Origin of the sequence: Spirosoma terrae, from assembly GCF_010435915.1 — a bacterium.
Classification (GTDB): Bacteria; Bacteroidota; Bacteroidia; order Cytophagales; family Spirosomataceae; genus Spirosoma; species Spirosoma terrae.
Genome location: NZ_JAAFZH010000010.1, coordinates 201,177 through 220,429, shown reverse-complemented (window position 1 = coordinate 220,429; position 19,253 = coordinate 201,177). Strand labels below are relative to the sequence as shown.

At 47.6% G+C, this 19,253-nt stretch carries 17 protein-coding genes; 9 read left to right on the top strand and 8 right to left on the bottom strand.

The window, feature by feature from the left end; translation table 11 throughout:
- Positions 1-37: 37 nt before the first annotated feature.
- A complete protein-coding gene (locus GK108_RS20745) occupies positions 38-568 on the bottom strand; it encodes a hypothetical protein (protein ID WP_163952668.1) in 531 nt (176 codons plus the stop codon).
- Positions 569-748: 180 nt separating this feature from the next.
- Here GK108_RS20745 and GK108_RS20740 point away from each other — a divergent pair, with 180 nt between their 5' ends.
- From GK108_RS20740 to GK108_RS20720, 5 genes are all read left to right on the top strand, one after another.
- On the top strand, positions 749-1,417 hold the full coding sequence (locus GK108_RS20740) for a TetR/AcrR family transcriptional regulator (RefSeq protein ID WP_163952666.1): 669 nt from the start codon (positions 749-751) through the stop codon (positions 1,415-1,417).
- Between the two features lie 86 nt (positions 1,418-1,503).
- The gene (locus GK108_RS20735; protein WP_163952664.1) at positions 1,504-2,829 is read left to right on the top strand and encodes an ABC1 kinase family protein; all 1,326 of its coding nucleotides are present in this window, start codon (positions 1,504-1,506) and stop codon (positions 2,827-2,829) included.
- Positions 2,830-2,925: 96 nt separating this feature from the next.
- Positions 2,926-3,474: a deoxycytidylate deaminase gene (locus GK108_RS20730; protein WP_163952662.1), complete on the top strand. Its 549-nt coding sequence runs from the start codon at positions 2,926-2,928 to the stop codon at positions 3,472-3,474.
- Between the two features lie 10 nt (positions 3,475-3,484).
- Positions 3,485-4,090: an acyl carrier protein phosphodiesterase gene (locus tag GK108_RS20725; RefSeq protein ID WP_163952660.1), complete on the top strand. Its 606-nt coding sequence runs from the start codon at positions 3,485-3,487 to the stop codon at positions 4,088-4,090.
- Positions 4,087-4,536 carry a rhodanese-like domain-containing protein gene (locus tag GK108_RS20720; protein ID WP_163952658.1) on the top strand — a complete coding sequence of 150 codons (450 nt, stop codon included), beginning with the start codon at positions 4,087-4,089 and terminating at the stop codon, positions 4,534-4,536. Before GK108_RS20725 ends, GK108_RS20720 begins: the two co-directional genes overlap by 4 nt.
- Before the next feature lie 14 nt (positions 4,537-4,550).
- Here the strand turns inward: GK108_RS20720 and GK108_RS20715 are convergent, their stop codons facing one another.
- Complete coding sequence (locus GK108_RS20715; protein ID WP_163952656.1) at positions 4,551-5,297, bottom strand: response regulator transcription factor; 747 nt, start codon at positions 5,295-5,297, stop codon at positions 4,551-4,553.
- Positions 5,298-5,302: 5 nt separating this feature from the next.
- On the bottom strand, positions 5,303-7,051 hold the full coding sequence (locus GK108_RS20710; RefSeq protein ID WP_163952654.1) for a sensor histidine kinase: 1,749 nt from the start codon (positions 7,049-7,051) through the stop codon (positions 5,303-5,305).
- Between the two features lie 231 nt (positions 7,052-7,282).
- Between GK108_RS20710 and GK108_RS20705 the strand changes: the two genes are divergently transcribed.
- Both GK108_RS20705 and GK108_RS20700 read left to right on the top strand, forming a co-directional pair.
- Positions 7,283-9,643, top strand: a complete 2,361-nt coding sequence (locus tag GK108_RS20705) for an outer membrane protein assembly factor BamB family protein (RefSeq protein WP_163952652.1) — start codon at positions 7,283-7,285, stop codon at positions 9,641-9,643.
- 44 nt (positions 9,644-9,687) lie between these two features.
- Positions 9,688-10,512: a hypothetical protein gene (locus tag GK108_RS20700; RefSeq protein ID WP_163952651.1), complete on the top strand. Its 825-nt coding sequence runs from the start codon at positions 9,688-9,690 to the stop codon at positions 10,510-10,512.
- A gap of 70 nt (positions 10,513-10,582) precedes the next feature.
- Here GK108_RS20700 and GK108_RS20695 read toward each other — a convergent pair whose 3' ends face one another.
- From GK108_RS20695 to GK108_RS20680, 4 genes are read right to left on the bottom strand one after another with little or no spacing between them, the layout of a single operon-like run.
- Positions 10,583-11,926: an APC family permease gene (locus GK108_RS20695; RefSeq protein WP_163952649.1), complete on the bottom strand. Its 1,344-nt coding sequence runs from the start codon at positions 11,924-11,926 to the stop codon at positions 10,583-10,585.
- A 59-nt stretch (positions 11,927-11,985) separates the two neighbouring features.
- A complete protein-coding gene (locus tag GK108_RS20690; protein WP_163952647.1) occupies positions 11,986-12,918 on the bottom strand; it encodes a heme-dependent oxidative N-demethylase family protein in 933 nt (310 codons plus the stop codon).
- A gap of 12 nt (positions 12,919-12,930) precedes the next feature.
- Positions 12,931-14,001: a dipeptide epimerase gene (locus GK108_RS20685; protein WP_163952645.1), complete on the bottom strand. Its 1,071-nt coding sequence runs from the start codon at positions 13,999-14,001 to the stop codon at positions 12,931-12,933.
- Entirely contained in the window at positions 14,001-15,056 is a 1,056-nt protein-coding gene (locus GK108_RS20680; protein ID WP_163952643.1) for a DUF1611 domain-containing protein, read from the bottom strand. Before GK108_RS20680 ends, GK108_RS20685 begins: the two co-directional genes overlap by 1 nt.
- Positions 15,057-15,213: 157 nt before the next feature.
- Here GK108_RS20680 and GK108_RS20675 point away from each other — a divergent pair, with 157 nt between their 5' ends.
- Positions 15,214-15,687 carry an Lrp/AsnC family transcriptional regulator gene (locus tag GK108_RS20675; protein ID WP_163952641.1) on the top strand — a complete coding sequence of 158 codons (474 nt, stop codon included), beginning with the start codon at positions 15,214-15,216 and terminating at the stop codon, positions 15,685-15,687.
- Complete coding sequence (locus tag GK108_RS20670) at positions 15,684-18,215, top strand: serine hydrolase (protein WP_163952639.1); 2,532 nt, start codon at positions 15,684-15,686, stop codon at positions 18,213-18,215. The genes GK108_RS20675 and GK108_RS20670 overlap by 4 nt, the downstream gene beginning before the upstream one ends.
- A gap of 42 nt (positions 18,216-18,257) precedes the next feature.
- Here the strand turns inward: GK108_RS20670 and GK108_RS20665 are convergent, their stop codons facing one another.
- The gene (locus GK108_RS20665; protein WP_163952637.1) at positions 18,258-19,157 is read right to left on the bottom strand and encodes a LysR family transcriptional regulator; all 900 of its coding nucleotides are present in this window, start codon (positions 19,155-19,157) and stop codon (positions 18,258-18,260) included.
- Between the last annotated feature and the right edge of the window lie 96 nt (positions 19,158-19,253).

Genomic DNA, 19,253 nt, shown 5'->3' with positions numbered 1-19,253 from the left:
CCTGTCATAAAAAACCTGCCGGAAAAGCACTATAAGCTTAATTCGTTGCTTTCGCGGTGGAGTCTTTTTTGGGAGCGGGTGGCCGGAAGCCGCCGACTTCCTTCTGCATGGCTTCTTTCTTTGACTGATACAGATTCCATTGGTCAGCCGTCAGGATCGGCTTTAGCTTATCTTCTTTTTCTTCGTTCAGCATCAGCATCATTTCCTGAATCGATTTTACCTGCTCGGGCGATGGGCGGCCTTCGCCTTTACCCAGAATGTCTTTAATGGCATCCTGCTGTTGATGGGCGTACTCATTATTAAGATTTTTGACTTCCTTCAGCTGATCTTTCGACAATGAAAGGTTTTCTTTCAGCCATTTCGTTTCTTTATTCGCCAGATCACCCGCAATGTTCGGAATCGAACGTGGTGTACTGGTCATATCCTGGCTCATGCCTCGGCCATAACCGCCGTAACCACGGCCATAGCCCATACCGCCTGGGTAATACTGACCAAAGGACGAATTGACTGACAGAAGACCGGCTATCAGACAGAAGGCAAGGAGTAAGGGAGAAAAGCGGGTTTTCATGAATACGATGTAGTTAGTACGTCTCTCCGTTTAACGACGAAGTGCGTCAAAACTGTAAAACGACTAGCCTGTTGGCCAATGACGCATCCTGCAAAATTAACAGTTTGTCCGTTGAAAAATGGATTAGTATACCATTAAAACCAATAAACTTTTATCCTCTACATACCGTTAGCAAGCTATATGGAAACGCTCGAAAAAATCCGCAAGGCCTACACTGAATACGTCCTTGACAATGGGAAACAGCCCACCTCGGTATTCCAGTTTGCCAAGAAGTTAAAACTAGCAGAAGCCGAATTTTATACCTATTACGGTTCATTTGATGCCATTGAAGCCGATGTGTGGCTGGCATTTTTTAACGATGCTAAAACGACTGTCGAAAACGACGATACGTATCAGACCTATTCGGTACGTGAAAAAGTACTGGCTTTTTATTACACCTGGATTGAGCTGCTGAAAGCGCAGCGTAGTTTCGTGGTCTACAGTTTTGGACGGCTGCGGACCGAACACAGGGAACGTAGTGTTCAGGCGAAAGTAGCGGGTATGGGGGCAACTCCCCCGATCTTAACGCCCTTCAAAGACGCTTTTATGGATTTCGCCCGCGATTTACTGGCTGAAGGCCGTGAAAGTAAGGAGGTTGAGCCGCGTCCCTTTGTGACTGATCGGTATCCGAATGCTCTTTGGGCCCAAACGCTGTATTTGCTCGACTTCTGGGTACGCGATGTCAGTAAGAATTTTGAAAAGACGGATACGGCTATCGAAAAAGCAGTCAATACGTCTTTTGATCTGATTGGGCGGTCGCCACTCGATACGTTGTTTGATTTTGCCAAGTTTATCTATCAGAATAGATGATGGATTGATTGACTATCGCCCGTGCGGTAGAATAACAGTTGTTACGTCAATCGTTCTGTCATTCAATAAGTTTTAGTCATTGATCGATGAAGACCCAGAATTCTGTTCCAACGACAAAAGTGGCCCGCGCCAGTCAGTTTGTGAAAGCGGGGGTGAAAGTCGGCGGGAATTATATTAAGCATTACAGTAAAAAGCTCATTGATCCCAGCCTGTCGAAAGAAGAGCTTCATAAAGACAATGCGGCCGATATTTATGACGCCCTGAGCGAGTTGAAAGGTTCTGCCTTGAAAATGGCGCAGATGCTGAGTATGGATCGTGGTTTATTGCCCGTGGCGTATACCGATAAATTTACGATGGCGCAGTATTCAGCTCCACCGCTATCGGGTCCGCTGGTTGTGAAGACCTTTAAGACCTATTTCGGTAAATCGCCGTCGGAACTGTTCGATAAATTCGACATCAACTCGGTCAATGCGGCCAGTATCGGGCAGGTGCACCAAGCCTGGAAAAATGGGAAAAAACTGGCCGTAAAAGTACAATATCCGGGTGTGGCCGACGCGGTGAGTTCGGATCTGAAGATTGCCAAGCCTTTGGCGGTTCGGTTGCTGAACCTGAACGAGCGCGATATTGATCGGTACATGGGCGAAGTAGAAACCAAGTTGCTGGAAGAAACAGATTACGAGCTTGAGTTGAAGCGCTCCATCGAAATTTCGGAGGCCTGCGCCCATATTCCGGGCCTTGTCTTTCCAGCGTATTACCCAGAATTGTCGTCCAAGCGCATCCTGACTATGGATTGGCTCGACGGGTTACATTTAAAAGATTTTCTGAAAACAAACCCCTCGCAGGATGTGCGTGATCGTATTGGCCAGGCGTTGTGGGACTTTTATGATTATCAGATTCATACGCTACGTCAGGTCCACGCCGATCCGCATCCGGGAAATTTTCTGATGCGGAACGATGGTACGATGGGTGTTATTGACTTTGGCTGCGTGAAGGTGATTCCGGAGTTTTATTACAACAATTATTTCCGGCTCATCAACCCCGATACGTTGGAAGACCCCGTTCTGACGGAAGAGGTTTTTACGAATCTGGAGTTTTTAACACCAGCCGATTCGCTTAAAGATCGCCAGTTTTTCACCGACCTGTTCAAAGAAATGACGCTGATGCTGGCCGAACCATTTGCTGTCGATACGTTCGATTTTGGCGATGATGCGTATTTTAGCAAAGTCTATGCCTTTGCCGAAGGATTAGGGAAAGTTGACGAAATAAAAAACTCAAAGGTCGCCCGTGGCTCACAGGATGGCCTGTATGTGAACCGAACGTACTACGGTCTGTATGCGATGCTTAACGAACTGAAGGCCCGCGTAACAACCACCAAGCCCGATTGGTTGCGGTCGAAAAAGGTTGTTGCGTAGTCTTGATGCCTTCCGTCGATACCATTTGTCAAAATAAAATCGGTAATCTTTGCGTAATCATAGGTATCTCATTATGCCGCGCAGCGGTTATTGCTCATGTTACTGACAACGAATACGCCTGAACCATATCCTAAACCCCGCTTCGACGATATTTTTATGGAGCTGGCGGTTAATCTGGCTCGGCGTTCCCACTGTATTAAGGCGCAGGTGGGTGCTGTGCTAACGCGCGACACCCGGATCATTTCCATTGGCTATAACGGACCACCGGCTGGCACGCATAACTGCGACGAAGAATATCCGGGGGTTGGTTGCCCTCGCGATTCGAAAGGGTCGTGCTCGCTGGCGTTGCACGCTGAGGAAAACGCTATTCTGTACGCAGCTAAAAATGGGTCGGAAATTGAAGGAGCAACCATCTACGTAACACTCTCACCCTGTATTGCCTGCGCCCGGATCATTTATAGTATGAAAATTGCCCGGGTCATTTATCTGCATTCCTATGCCGAATACAAAGGCATTCCGACCGACGAAGGCGTTGAGTTCCTGCGCCGATTTGGGGTTACGGTTGAGCGGTATGAACCCGGTGATGGTGTTACGTTATTAGCTGACCCTCCGTTAGCGGGACCAATCAAGAATCAACATTCCTGACCGCTAGACCATGAATATTCTAGCGCATGGGTATCTGTCGGGGCGGAATGATGATTTATTGATTGGAAACTTTATCGGCGATTTCATTAAGGGCGACCCCGATCATCCACGGCACAAGCTGCTGGCGGGTGTCATTGCTGGGGTCCGGCTGCATCGGGCTATCGATACGTTTACCGATACGCATCCCGATGTAGCGGCTGTTCGGGAGCTGTTAAGGCCCAGATGCCATAAATACGCGGGAGTAGCGGTCGATGTTTTTTTTGATCATTTCCTGGCCGTCGGCTTTGAAGCACTAACGACCGAGCCACTGGGCGATTTTATACAGTATTTTTACCGCACGATTCGCTTACGACAGAATAGCCTGCCTGTTGACGCAGTACGGATGGCCGATTATATGATTCGGCAGGACTGGTTAACGAATTACCAGTATCTGGAAGGCATTGATCGGTCGCTAAATGGCCTGTCCAGACGTACTACGTATCCGTCGGGCCTTGACTCGGCTGTTGAGGATCTGGTGACGTATTACAAGGAGATTGATGCTCATTTTCAGCATTTTTGGGCGGAGCTGAATGAGCATATTGAACGCGTACGAACTGAACTTTTACTTTTATTATGACGAAGAAAACGGGTCTTTTTTCGATTGCCATTCTGGCCTTATGTATAGTAGCGGCTATTTTTCAGACCAGCTGGAAAAATGCTGAACCCTGGACGCCAGAACAGCTACTTGAGCCATCGGCACTGGCCGCAACCATTGCCGACGATGGGGCGAAGAAGCCATTGATCATCAGTATTGGGCCGGCAGCTACTATCAAAACGTCAGTAGGCGTAGGACCTGCCAGCGAAGCCGAAAATCTGGTAAAGCTGGAAGAATTGCTGAAGAAAGAACCTAAAAACCGGGATATTGTCATCTATTGTGGGTGCTGCCCATTCAAAAAATGCCCCAATGTTCGCCCCGCCTTTACGAAGTTGAATGAGATGGGTTTCACCAATCATAAGCTGCTAAACGTTTCCAATAATCTTAAAACAGATTGGTTGGATAAAGGCTACCCGGCTATTGATTGACGTAGCAGTCAGGTTTATTTGGTTCGAATCACTTTTAGCTTTTTCATCAGTTCCTTCCGATTAGCTTCAGAAATGTCTACCTGAAAGCGTTCCTGGCCCAGGTAAATGCAGGTACGTTCAATCTGGACCAGATGATCCAGATTGATAAATAATGATTTAGACAGGCGTAAGAAGTTACTGGTTGTGAAATAGTCGGCCAGATGCCCCAGATTCGTACCAATCATCCGGGGCTTTTTTTCGCCATTCAGGTAAAGATCGGTGCAGTGACCCTGAGCTTTCATGAAGAGTATATCATTCGTGTTCACACGATCATGCCCGGTCTTATTGGGAAAATAAAAATTTTCACCAAGTGTAAATGGACGGTTTACGTTACCTGATTCATTCTTTTTGAAATTCTCATAGGCCAGTTTAATCTGAACCAATAGCTCCGTCACTCTGAAAGGCTTGAGCATGTAGGCCGCTGGCGACGTAGCAAATGCCTTGTCAACCATAACCGCATCGGAGTGAGCTGTCAGATAAATGATTGGCATCCAATGGTGATTTAACAACTCACTGACAAGTTGAATGCCGCCGTCCTCAATATGGCCTAACGTAATGTCGACAACCGCAATATCGGGCGGATTCGCCTTGATAAGTTTCATTGCCTCGGTCGCATTACGAGCTATGCCAATTACCTGATGACCAGCATCTTCCAGATCTGCTTTTAAATCGGTAGCAATGACTAAGTCGTCTTCAATTAACAGGATGTTGAGGTTGGTCATACGTACTAAACACTGAATTCCATGCTAAATTCGGTTCCACTTTCACGGTGTTTATACTGGTAAGTTCCATATAACTGCTGTACCTGAAGGGCAATTAATTGACTGCCGAACGACGTACTGTTTTGTTGATGTTGACGTATCGCCAGTCCAAACTGACCCTCTTCCATGAAGTCTTCGCTTCCGTTGTCGGCCAGCTGTAAGCGAATAGTCTGTTCCGATTGTGTACAGTCAATTGTCAGGATGGGTGCGTGATTGTTGGGGAATGCATATTTAGACGCATTGACAATCAGTTCCGTAATGATCAGCCCCACCGGTATAGTTTGATCGACGTTGAGCCGGATCGGGGCAATGTCGAATCGTTTTGTAATTCCCGCAAAACCACAGGCCGCCAGGGCGTTTTCGGCTATTTCAGGTATAAAATCGGCCAGGTTGAGCGTTGTCAGGTGGGTTGAATCATATAGTTTTCGCTGAATAATAGCCATTGCCTGCACCCGTAGCTTGCTTTCCAGAATAGCCTGTCGGGCATCGGTATCGGCGAGTTGCCGGGCCTGCATATTCAGCAGGCTGGAAACCATCTGAAGATTATTTTTTACCCGATGATTCTGCTCCCGGACAAGCTGCTCATTTTTGTAGCTGATTAGGGCGTTTTCTTTACTGATCCGCTGGTGCTTTCGGTATAGCCGGAAGAAGAAGGCACTTAGCGTCAGAGCGCCCGCCAGCAACGTAATGGTGACGATTATGAAGGTTCGTTGGGTGTTGACAAGTCGGTTAGTTAGCTCGATTTCTTTCTTTTGAGCTGTCATCACAAGCGCTGTTTTTTGGGCGTCCAGCTCCTGATTGACAATACTCGTTGTTTTGTCGAAATTAGCCAGCTCAGAATCGTTTAGCAGTTGGTTGACGATGTTGAGTTTTTCAAAAGCCTGTTTCCAGTATCCCTTTTGTTGGTAATAATCTCTCCAGCTATAGAGCAGATGACGCAGGATGAAAAATTGCTGGTAGTTGTTCCGTTTATAAATAGCCTCTACCTCAGCAATATACGGTCGGGCCTGATCGGGTTTCCTAAGACCAATGTATGTGTCTGAAAAGCCTAACAATGACCGGATTCGTAAGGTGTCGTTTTGGGATTTATTGGCAATCGTAAGCGCTTTTTGAAGATTGGCGAGCGAGGCATTTGTATTATGGACTATGTTATAAAGGCCTCCATACCGGACATAGGCATCAACAATAAAGGACGTATCCCGGGCAAGTTGAGCGTATTTCAACTCCAGATCGTTAATCGCCAACAATGAGTCAAAACGGGGGCTGTCTTCCGTAAACGTACCGACCCATCGCCAGCCATAAGCTCCCTGTAACATCCCGTATGCTGTGGCCAGCCCTTGTGGAGAGTTTATTTCTTTAAAAATAGCAATGGCCTTGTTGAGGTACTCAACGTCTTCTCTTGAGTCAATACTGACGTTGTTGTATTCACAAATACGAACATAGAGATGCCCTAAATCGTAGGAAGCAGGTCGATTCTCCAGAATTTTTAAGGCTTTGACGTAATATCGCTTTGCTTGTACATTATCACCCGCAAATGAATACGTACGGCCGTACTGATAATAGGAGTGGGCTAAAAGAACAGAGTCACTGGCAGTAATGGCCTGCGCTTCCATTTTTCTGGCTTTTGCCAATCGCTGCTGATTGACGGGAAGGGGTTGCGCAAAAACGGAATAGGAACATAAAACGATCAAAAGAGGAAAGAGCAGGCATTTCATACGTTGTGGAGGAAGGCATTCACAATCAAAAATAACAAAATGTTCGGCTCTGTAGCCGTTACTGGATATATAAAAGTTTGATCCTGAGCCAAGGTCACTTCATCGTTAGACAAATCAGCCAGCTGGTTAGAAAAAAAGCGCTGTTGATTGGATATAGGTTGAATGCAAGCTGTAGAGGTAGGTAATTCGTAGTGGTTTGCTACGTATGTCCTCATTTTCCTAATAACCTCTATGAACATAAACGTTTCCTCGCTACTCAAATCGCTTGTTGTCCTAAGTTTCGTCTGGTTGATAGTTTGGGGGTGTAAAAAGGCGGAAGATACGCCTGTTACGCCAACGGTGCCTGTTGACGAAGAAGTGATACCCGGAAAGACCGTTGGCTACGGGGTTGAGCTTCTGGAACAGTCCGCCTACGAAAAATTGCCGTTAATTGCGGAGCCGATTGTGATTCCATCCAAAAATGGACGGATTGCCAAGGACCCTGTGTTGACTGCTACGTATGATCTTTCTGCAAAAATGCCGCCAGTACAGAACCAGGGCCAACAGAGTTCCTGCACAGCCTGGGCCACGGCTTATGCAGCCCGTAGCTATTTCAATACGCTATCGACCAGGAGCAATTATCTAGGGAGCAATGGACAATTGCTTCCGTCCAGCGTTTTTAGTCCTGCTTTTGTGTATAATCAACTGAATGGAGGGCAGGACAAGGGATCATATACCTACAAGGCGCTGGATCTGATAAAAACTATGGGGGTATGCACAATGGCTGATATGGTCTATAAAGCAACTGATTTTCTAACGCAACCAACGGCAGTCCAGAAACAAAATGCCAGTAATTTCAAGATTAAGGATTGGGGAAGGATAAATATCAATACCACTACCATTAAAAAGTTTCTGTATTATGATCATCCAGTAATCATCGGCATCATACCCGATCGGAATTTTAAGCAGCTAACGCAAAAAGATGCCCAAAATGAATATATCTGGAAAGAAACTGCTAACGATGGTACAAGTGGGCATGCTATGGTTATTGTTGGGTATGACGATGGCCGAAAAGCATTTAAAGTCCAAAATTCATGGGGCCAATCGTGGGCTAATAAGGGGTCTATCTGGTTCTCTTATGATATTATCGCTGAAGTAGTCCGGGAGGCTTATGTTATGGTGGTTGATGACAAGAATATATGGACACCGCCACAAGTACAGACCGTTGGAGCCAAGCTGGAAAGTGATGGCAAAATCACCTTCTCGGGACGAATTACTAGCCTTGGCGATGCGCCTATCCAAGGCATTGGCTTTTGTGTCTCGAATGTTCGGAGCCTTCCTGACGTAAAATCAAGTGTTCGGACAGAAGGAATCGAACGAGTGCCTTATCCTATCGAACTAACCCTGCAACTGGCGGCTGATACCGTATGGTACAGAGCCTATGCGCAGACTATTTCGGGGACCGTATACGGCGATACGATGCGTATTGTGTTAAATAATCGGGGTGGTTCTACCGGTGCCTTGAAACAAAATACGCTGTTTTTTGACAGCGGTGATTTTGCGTATGGGTTCAATGCTGAATCAGGAACGTTGCTCTGGCAGTCGAAAAGGACAACTAATTCATATAGCGGTCGAGGGGGAGTCTATACGAATGGTATGTATGTCTTTGGCGATACACAACTGACCGGCGTTGATGCATCGACAGGAGCCGAAAAATGGGTATTCCGGAAAAGTGATGTGAGCGGTGCTATAGCGCGATTAGTGACAATTGGTGAACTCGTTTATTACCTGACCGAGTCGACATTGTATGCAATCGATGCGAAATCAGGAATTTTGAGATGGTCCTTAACGGCCAGCAGTTTAGTGCAGGGGAGAAACGTTTTTCAGGGGTTAAGCCTGAGTGTAACTAATCAAAACAAGCTGGCGGTAGCAACGGTCAACTTTACATCGAACAGTCTGTCCAATCTTTATGTAATCGATAACCCGGCCACAGGAAAAGGAGTGTCGGTGCTAGACAACGACTATTTGTCCTCTATCTCTAATCCCTATTTTGAGGATAATCTGCTTATATATAACAGCGGGTCGGGTGATCAGAAAGCATTGACGCTAAGACCGTCGCCTACGCTATTATGGAAAAATAAAGAAGTTGCTGGCTCGGTAACGGTAAGCAATAACCTGGTTATTGGATTTCATCCAACAAGTAAGTCGCTGAGAGGACTGAATCGGTCAACTGGTGTGAAAGTGTGGGAGTATGTACCTGCTGAAGGCGATATTCAAAGCAGTTCCTGGAGCGCATCGGGTCGCTATGCAGCTATGATGGTCGTTAAACGAACCAGTGCATTTGGGGGCGATGCAACCGTTCATGTCGTTGATAATACAACGGGCAAGCTTATCTGGAAACAGCCGCTTCTTAAATCATCTCTTTCGGGTATTCTGATCGCTGGCAATAAAGTTTATGCCTGGGATGGAGAAATGAATACCTATGATATCGCAACAGGTAATAAACTTTGGCGGTCGTCAATTAGTCGAGCTGGTATGGCTGAGCCTACAACGTTTTCCGTAGTAACCAGGGAAGGAACGTTTTATTATATGCCTGAATCGGGGATGCGATAGAAAAAGCTTAGGACCAGTTTATAATTGAAAGAAAAAATCCATTCATGAAAAACCTCTTTATCGTAATCCTGTCGCTGTTGACCTTTTGGGGATGCAGCAGTAGTTCCAGCAAGGAAACGCCGGAGCCAGACATCACTACGTTGCCGCAGTTCGATACGACGACGCCTGCCAATCAATCCTACGTCCGAGCGGTGACCAATCCTGGCAGCTCTGGTTCAGGAAGTACTGGATCGGCCCAGGTTGCCAGTACATTAACCGGAAAGTCTGGTGTCTGTGCTGATCAGCATGGGCATGCGTGGAGCGTTTCTAATCCAGACCCTACGCTACAAAGCTCAGATAATAAATCGCAGTTAGGGAAATATTGTGGGGACTCTCTTAAGATTTACGTCAGCACGGTTCCTAATCTGGAACGGGGGAAAACCTATTATATCAGACCCTATGCTACGTACGGTACTAATACGGTGTATGGGAAAACTATACAAGTACGTATAGACGTAGCGTTACCATCATTTCCCCAACCTCCCTATGAAACAGCGTTCCCCGCTATACCCGAAGTGACCGCCAACCAGATAAAAGTAGGGGCACTGATTGACAACAACGGAGGTGCGGATATTTTACAGCATGGCTTTGTGTATCTGGAAGGTACTTCCAAGGATTTATTAAGCGAAGATGGGAAATTCATAGCAGCAGGGCCATCTGCCGACTATAAGTCCCTCCGCCTGGGGCCTTATACAGGCGCATTGCCAGGTCCTTATAATGGCACCATTACCGGGCTGAAATCCAACACAAATTATAAAGTTTGGGCTTTTATTGCCAATTCAGGAGGGATCAGGTTCTGGAGCAAACCAATGATTTTTAGAACGCTCTAAAGACTTCGACACTGATTAAAAGCACCAACTGAGCCACCTTCTTCAGAGGGTGGCTCAGTTGGTTTAGCCATTACATCTTTTTACGCCAGAACCAATAGAAAGGAAGTCCGGTGCTGATCAGGAACAGGCCCGTTAGGGCTTCACGAGGTTGATTGATGAATGTCATCATCACCAGTAACGCACAGCAGCCGCAAAAGAAAGCGGGAATGAACGGATAACCAATAACGCGATACGGTCGGGAAAGGTCAGGCTGTTGGCGTCGGAGAATAATAACGCCTAGGGCTGTAGCGCCATAAAAGATGAACGAGGCAAACACCAGCATATCGGTTAACTGATCAAAACTCCCTGACCAGACTAGTGCAATTGACCAGCCAGCCTGCAAAAGAATGGCAACCGAGGGCGTTTGGTAGCGGGGATGAATGGTAGCCGCTGCTTTAAAAAATAAACCATCGCGAGCCATCGCGTAGAACACACGAGCGGGCATCAGAATCGACGCATTGGTGGAGTTAGACGTAGTGATCAAAATTAGAACCGAAATAAACGTAGCACCCGCCCAGCCTGCTACGTTCCGGATTACTTCTACGGCGGCTATCTGATTGGGATAACTAGCTAGCTTAACGAATGAGTCAATGGGTAAGACGTACAAATAAACCACATTAAGCAGTACGTAGATCGCCACTACAATGCTTGTCCCCACACTCAAAGCGATGGGGAGGTTACGCTGAGGGTTTTTGATTTCTTCACCAATATAACCGATCTGGTTCCAGCCTTCATAACCCCAGAAGGCACCGAGCGATGCGGCCACCAAAGCCCCCAGCAGACCATTTTGGGTTATCGTTTTGGTTGCTGGCAAGGACTGGGTCAAATGACGTATTGATCCTGAATCGGATTGGAAACCCAGATAAACAATGATGGCTATGGCCACGAATGTAACATAAATTAAAGCCCGGCTAACGCCTTCGGCGAAGGATACCCCCCGGTAATTGATTCCACTTAACACGACTATAAGTGCCGTGGCTATGTACTGTACCAGCGTGTCTGCCGTTTCGTCAATCGGGTTGAGTAACGAGACCAGCGATTGTCCGAAAATATGGGCCAAGGCCGCAATGGTTGCCGTACGCATAACGGTAAAAGCCCCCCAGCCATACAGAAAGGCAAATAATCGACCGTATGTTTTTTTGAAGTACACATATTCGCCACCCGATTCTGGAAACATGCCTGCCATTTCCGCATACGTCAACGCACCGGCCAGGCTAACCAATCCCGCCAGTATCCAGCAAGCCAGTACTAAAACCGGCGAACCTAGCTGTTCTGACATGGGGGCTATTTTCTTGAATACCCCTGAGCCAATAATGCCACTTACAACTAGTAAAACAGCTGAGCGAAGGGATATAGTGCGAGCGAATCCTGTCATCAGAAAAGGAGGTTTGGTCGTGTGTCTGTACTTATTTTATTTTGTTAATATATTGACTATTAATTGGTTATTGTACCGGTGTTTAAGTAGTTGATTAAGTGGTTAAAATAAGGCGTGATGCCTTTATAAGCTAACATAGCTTCTGGCGTAGTACGTAATACCTGGCTTATCAGGCTGGCACTTTGTGGACGTTCACTACGTTCACGTGACACTAAATTTTGATACGTGTGGATGCTGAATAAAATGGCTTTAGACTCACGTAAACGGCTAAGAATCTGCCGTTCAATGCGGATAAAAAGATGGTCGCCAGCGTTCTCTGCGTTTATATCCGGTAAACAATCGTTCAGGTGCTGGTTCAGGGCTGGCGTGTGCCGACTGGTCATATCGAGTTGATCGGACGCTTTTATACTCCAGTTTAAGCGCCAGATTGGTTTGCCCGCTGGCAACCGTTCCATGAGTTTCTGCGCCGACCGCATCATCGGCTCTACAATCGGATTAATTGGGGCGTGGATTTCCCAGAAAGGAAGCCCCATTTTTTCATCGAGCGACCAGCCGTTGCCGAAGCAGAGCTGGCCCGCCACCAGATTGGCGGAATCGCCCGACAGTAGCAATAGGTCTTCCTGTAACTGACGACCAACCCAATCGAGCGGTGCGTAGGGAAGTGTAGCCGAATCACCAAACGTAAAGCTAGTCTCTTCGTTCAGTAACGAATTTTGCCATAGCCACTGATCGCCTTCGCACTGTAGTCGGAACGTATCAGGATAAGCTGATGCCAGATTGTTCAGAATTAAGTCTACCACTTCCCATTGGGCCAGATCCTGAACCGGTGCTGATTGAAAATAATAAGCAGGCAGCTCTTGTAGCAATTGCCGTTTCAGGGCTACTTCCGATTGATAATGGTCGTCAACATCAATGAAGCGGTCCCTATTGGTCAACGGCATTGTGCCCATTTTGTCGTTGAATTGCTGGCCGAATGGGAAGTAAGGGAGCATGCTACGTAGCGTTTACGGATGACGAACTAAACCCAGGCCGCTGCCGCCCGTCGGGCGCATATAGCCATTTTCGACTACAAAGCCCCCGGAAACAATATCCTCGGCCAGATCAAAACTACCATCCAGATCGATATAGCGGGTGTGCCGACAGGCAAACGCAGCATGAAGAGCTGCCGTAATGCTGACCCGGCTTTCGTCGTTGCAACCCCAGAATAGCGAAATTCCCGCAGGCTCGGCTATTGTGGCAATGTTCAGGGCGGAACGAATACCGCCACATTTCATCAATTTTATGTTATAAATGCCAAAGGGCTGCGGCTGACTGGCCAGTTCCAGCGCGGCTTTCGGCCCTTTCAGGGATTCATCGGCGGCTAAAATACGTCGTGTTTCAATAGGTAACGTTAATAAGTCTGAGTCCTGTCCTTCGGGAAGGGGTTGTTCGATCAGTTCAACCGTAGCTTTATCTGAGACTGAGTAAAAGCGCTGTAGATCAGGGAGAGAATAGCCTTGATTGGCATCGACTCGAATCGTTAGATCGTGGCCGTATAGTTCTCTTAGCTTCACAATACGCTCAATATCTTCCTCAACATTCAAGCCGGTTTTGACTTTCAGCACGCGGAATCCCTGTTTATAATACTCGGCGGCTTCGTCTAACGTAGCCGCTACGTCCATGATCCCAATCGTCACGGAGGTTGGTAACGACTGAATGGCCTGACCATAAAATGCAACAATAGGTATATCCAGATACTGACCAAAGGCATCGTGTAACGCAATGTCGACCGCTGCCAATGTGCCCGGACTGGCTGAAAATTGCTGATTAACACTGTTAAGTATCCCGTTGAACTGACGAATATCCTGACCGATTAGTCTAGTCATCCAGTCGCTTTGCAGATTGTCTAATGCTTGTTCCGGCGATTCGCCTACTACGTCGGGTGAGGGATTGGCAGCACCAATGCCGATGATGCCATTATCGAGTTCGATTTCCAGGAAGACATTCTCCACGTCGGACGTGGTTTGATAGGCAATGGTATAGGGCTTAGTCAGGGCTAGATTGCGCAGATAAGGCCGGATTAATTTGATACGCATTAGTTTTTCTGGAGTAAGGACTGGATGATGGGAACAACGGCGGCAACACCTTGCTGCAACGGAAGCAGAACAGGAATGCCAAGGCGTTCTGAATACTCGTTCTGGTAGGCCAGGGCTTCTTCGTCGGTGCAGTCTTCTGTATTGATCGCCAGGGCTATTACCTCTGAATTGTATGCATTGATTAGTGCAATCTCCGACTCGACGGATGGAATCGCTCCCCAGGCCTGGTCGTAGTCATAATACGTTCGTTTCGGAGCGTGTACCAGCACTACGTAGCGGGCATTCCCGGATACCAGAAATTCAGAGCCACAAGGGCCACTGGGATTGCGAAGAGCGGCCTGCCCTTCAATCAACAAGACGTCAGCGCTGGTTTCGCGCCAACACGACACTAAAGCGTGCTCCAATTCGCCAGAGACGAAATCATTGAGCGTCGAATCGAACACAAAGCCGTATTGGCCGCCTTGCAGCCATCCTGTTTGGCCCGTATAAATCATCTGGGCATTGATCTGTTGTTGATGACAGGCCTCCCGAATCAGTCGGGCAGTGGTCCGTTTTCCGAGCGCACAATCGGTGCCCATAACGGCAATGATCGGGGCGGTAATCTGGTTTACTTCGCCCGTCCAGAAATGGAGCTCGTTTCGGGGTTTGGGGCGTCGGACATCGATCAACTCAACGCCATATCGCTGGGCTAACGTAACGATGTCGGGTTTGTCGTTCAGAAATTCATGGAGTCCGTTGACAATGGAGAGTCCATGCTCGATGCATTCTTTTATGTCGTTGAGCATACTGGCTGGCAAAACTCCTCCATTGGTAGCAATGGCGACAACGGCGTACTGTAACGGGGCCAGCTGGTTGAGCGCTTCACTCACGGAAGCAACAATAGGAATACCTCGGTTATGGCCGTCTAATACCACGCCAGCGTCCTGCCCGGCAGTTGGTTTGTCGAGAACCCCAACAACCGTATAGCGTTCTGATCCCCGAATTAAGCCGTGTGCAGTTTTGGCATTCGGAGTAGCAAGAAAACCGTCTGTGAGTAACAGCGCTCGATTATCCATTCGTAAAATGTTCTATTTTTATCGATAAAACTATTGATAAATTCTTATAATTGAACTGAAAGATGCATAGATCTATAATTTTGTTATTATTTTAGAATAATATTCTTTTTTGCTGTATATGCCTGGCAATAATCAGAAAACCGTCCTGGAATAAACTATGCCTGATGACATTGATTTGCAGTTGCTGAACTTACTACAGCAGAACGCTAAGCTAACGATGAAAGAATTAGCCGAGCAGTTGAACATGACGACGACGCCCGTTTTTGAACGAATTAAAAAGCTGGAGCGAGAGGGGATCATTCAGGCTTACGTAGCCATCGTGAATGCGGAGAAAATCGGGCGTCCTCAGGTGGTCTTCTGCAATGTAGCCATGCCCGACTACACCCCCGAAAATATTACGGCATTTGAAGAAACGATACGTACAATGCCCGATGTTCTGGAGGCTTACCATCTGGCCGGGACCATTGATTATCAGCTCAAAGTGTTGGTGAAAGATATTAAAGAATATACGAACTTTCTGCAATTGATCGCTAAACTGCCTATGGTACGTGTCCACAGCAGTGCCATTGCGCTCTATGCCGTAAAACAGTCCACCGTTGTGCCAACCAATAGCCATATCACATCTTTATGAAGCCAGTACCGTTTACGCTACTATTGATCCAGTTGATCGTATCTTATGTCGTTAATGCTCAATCGGCTGCTGGTTCGTTCGAAAACCGGTTGAAAGCGCTGGACTCCACGCTGACGGTGCTTCATAATCAGGCCGTGTTTAGCGGGGTAGTGCTGGTGGCTGATCGGGGGAAAATCAGCTATAAAAAAGCGTTGGGAATCAGTAGTAGCGAAACCAATGGGCTTTTGTCGACCAGTTCCGCGTTTAATCTGGCATCGGTTTCGAAACAGTTTATCGCCATGATGATCATGCAGTTGCAGGAACGGAGCAAACTGCGTTACGATGAACCTGTACAAACCTATCTGCCCGATTTTCCATATCCAGGTATTACGGTGCGACACCTGCTGACGCATACGTCGGGCTTGCCTGAGTATTTTGATCTGGCGCAGAAATACCTGGGGCCACTCGATACGTTATCGAATGAGGGAATGCTTCAATTAGTACACGATCACAAACCGAAGCTGCTGTTTCAGCCGGGCGAGAAATGGGAATATTGTAATACGGGATACGTACTGCTTGGCTCTGTCATTACCAACGTGAGCGGTATGCCAGTAGAGACTTTTTTTGAGCAGAACATCGTTCGGCCGCTCAACTTGAAGAACACGTATATCTATTACCACCATAGTCTGACCAAGCCCTGGAATCGGGTGTATGGGTTTCAGCGGGAAAATGGGAAAAACAAACCGAACGATCTGATACGTATCGATGGTGTCATTGGCGATGGTAATGTGTACTCATCGGCGGAGGATCTGCTGACCTGGGACCAGGCGCTGTATACCGAAAAGCTGGTTAAAGCCACTACGTTAAGAGAGGCATTTACACCGGCCCGGCTTAATTCCGGCGCTACGTATCCGTATGGTTTTGGGTGGATGCTGGAAGAGGACGGCAAGGTGCTGATGCATACAGGCAGTTGGGTAGGCTTTCGGACGCTTATTATTCGCTACGTCGATAAAAAGCAGACGCTGATTGTGCTTACCAATGGATCGAATGGAAACGGGCAGGTGATACGTCGAACGCTGGAAGGTAATCCGGTTTCACTGCCCAAGACCCAGCTAATTACCAATGTGCGGTTGGTTGATGGAACGGGGACACCCGCTCGTACAGCCGCTGTTCGGATGCGCGGGGATAAAATCTGGGAGATTGGCGAATTAAGTCCTTTTCCCAATGAATCGGTACTGGATGGCAAAGGTCGGGTGCTGGCGCCTGGCTTCATCGATAGCCATAGCCACCACGACTGGAGTTTACGCGAACACCCTGAAGCGCTGGCTATGGTCAATCAGGGGATTACGACGATTGTTGTGGGACAGGATGGGGGTGGCGTACCGATGGATACTATTCAGGCCCGGTTAAAACAGGAGCCTGTGGCGGTAAATCTGGCGAGCTATACGGGCCATGCGATGCTACGTCACCGGGTAATGGGAGCCAACGGGCTGTATCGAACCGCCAAACCCGAAGAAGTGGAGCGGATGAAACAACTGCTACGTACTGAATTGGCGAATGGATCGCTGGGCCTGGCTACGGGCTTAGAATATGAGTCGGCTTTCTTCTCCAATCGGGATGAAGTGCTGCAGCTGGCCCAGGTTGCCGCTGATTCGGGCGGGCGTTATATCAGCCATATACGAAGCGAGGACGTCATGCTGGATGATGCTATCGACGAAATCATCGAGATTGGTCGGGCAACGAAAATGCCGGTACAGATTTCGCACCTGAAAATTGCCCTGAGGGATAAATGGGGGCAGTCGGCTACTATGCTGGCTCAACTGGAACGCGCTCGTGCCGAAGGCGTGAACATAACCGCCGACTGCTATCCGTACGAGTACTGGATGTCCACGATTCGGGTGCTATTCCCGAAACGCGATTATACCAATCCCGCCAGTGCGGAGTTTGCGGTGAATCAATTGTTTGATCCGTCGCAATCGGTATTGGTACGGTTTGCGGCTAACCCGGCCTATGCCGGTAAAACGGTTGGCGACATTGCAACAATGCGCCGGGAAAGTCCGGCCAAAACGCTCATGGGATTGGTCGCCGAGGCATCGGATTATTCCACCAAAAATCCAGATGCTGATGGTGTGGAAGGGATTGTGGCTAAATCGATGGACGATGCCGACGTAAAGAATTTTCTGGCCTGGCCACATACCAATATTTGCTCCGACGGAGCCGATGAAGGACATCCTCGGGGATACGGTGCTTTTACACGGGTGCTAGGCCGCTACGTTCGTGATCAGAAACTGATGCCACTGGAAACTGCTATCCAGAAAATGACCAGCTTGTCGGCTGAGCATCTGGGCTTGAAAAACCGTGGCCTGATTGCACCGGGTTATTATGCCGATCTGGTACTATTCAACCCCGACACGGTTCAGGACAATGCCCGTATTGGGAACAATAAGGCGCTTTCGACGGGAATCGATGCGGTTTGGGTCGCGGGAAAAATGGTCTATCAAGATCAGAAAGCAACAGGAGTCCGACCCGGTACGTTGATTCGGCGGTAAACCAGGTTAAAGCAGGCCCAGGTTAGCGATAGTCATTCGAGATTAAACCCATTTCTGACGAAAGATCTTTTCGAGGGTTTCGATTTCGTTGGCGTAAATCGTTTTTTTTCGGGTGCCGAAATACAGCGTATTTTCCAGCTTAGGGCTGCCCTCCCATACCAGTTTAATGGTGCCATCTTCAATGGAGTCCCGGCATAAAAAATCGGGAATAATGGAGAAACCTTCCCCGTCGCTCAGGCACCGGACAATGGAACTGATATTTGGAACAATGTAATTCGGTTTAAAGTCAGGATGTTTTCTGAAATTCCTGAGCCAGAAATTTTTCAGATGCTCCATATCAGCGGCCGTACTATACCAGATCTGCTGTTTGAGCCAGTCGCGGGTTTCGTCAATTTTCTGGTCTTTCAGTAGCTGACTGAGCTGGCGGGTATCGGTCCGGCTCCCGGCAATCAGAACAATCTTTTCCGTTGAGAAAGGACGATACTCCAGATTCGTTTGATCGCCTTTACTGGGCGTGATAATCAGGTCGAGTAAGCCCGTATCTAAATCGTGCTGCATTTGCGGGTACTCGCCAAATTTGATAATCAGATTGAAGGGTAATTTGGCAATGTGTTCCTCAAGAGTGTACTGAAATGTTTCGAAACACATGCCCACGCTAATCGTCGGACGATCCGCTTTTGAGCTCTTATGGAAAAGCTGTTCGGCTGTTTGTAGTTTCGAGAGAGGCTCTACAATAAAGTTATAGAGCACTTTTCCCCGTTCCGTCGGTACCATTTTCCGGGCCGACCGGTCAAATAATTTATAGCCCGTATAAGCCTCCAGCGAGTTTAGATGCAGACTCACGCCGGGTTGGGAAATAAACAATACGTCTGCAGCGGCTGATAAGGTACCCGCTTCATAGATAGCCTTGAATGTGCGGAACCATTCCAGATTTAGTATCATGATCTATAATATTTCTGATACAAAGGTATTAGTTATATTATTTTTTAGATAATATTTTTCCCCTGAATTTTGTCTCCGTCAAGCAGATGAGCCGAG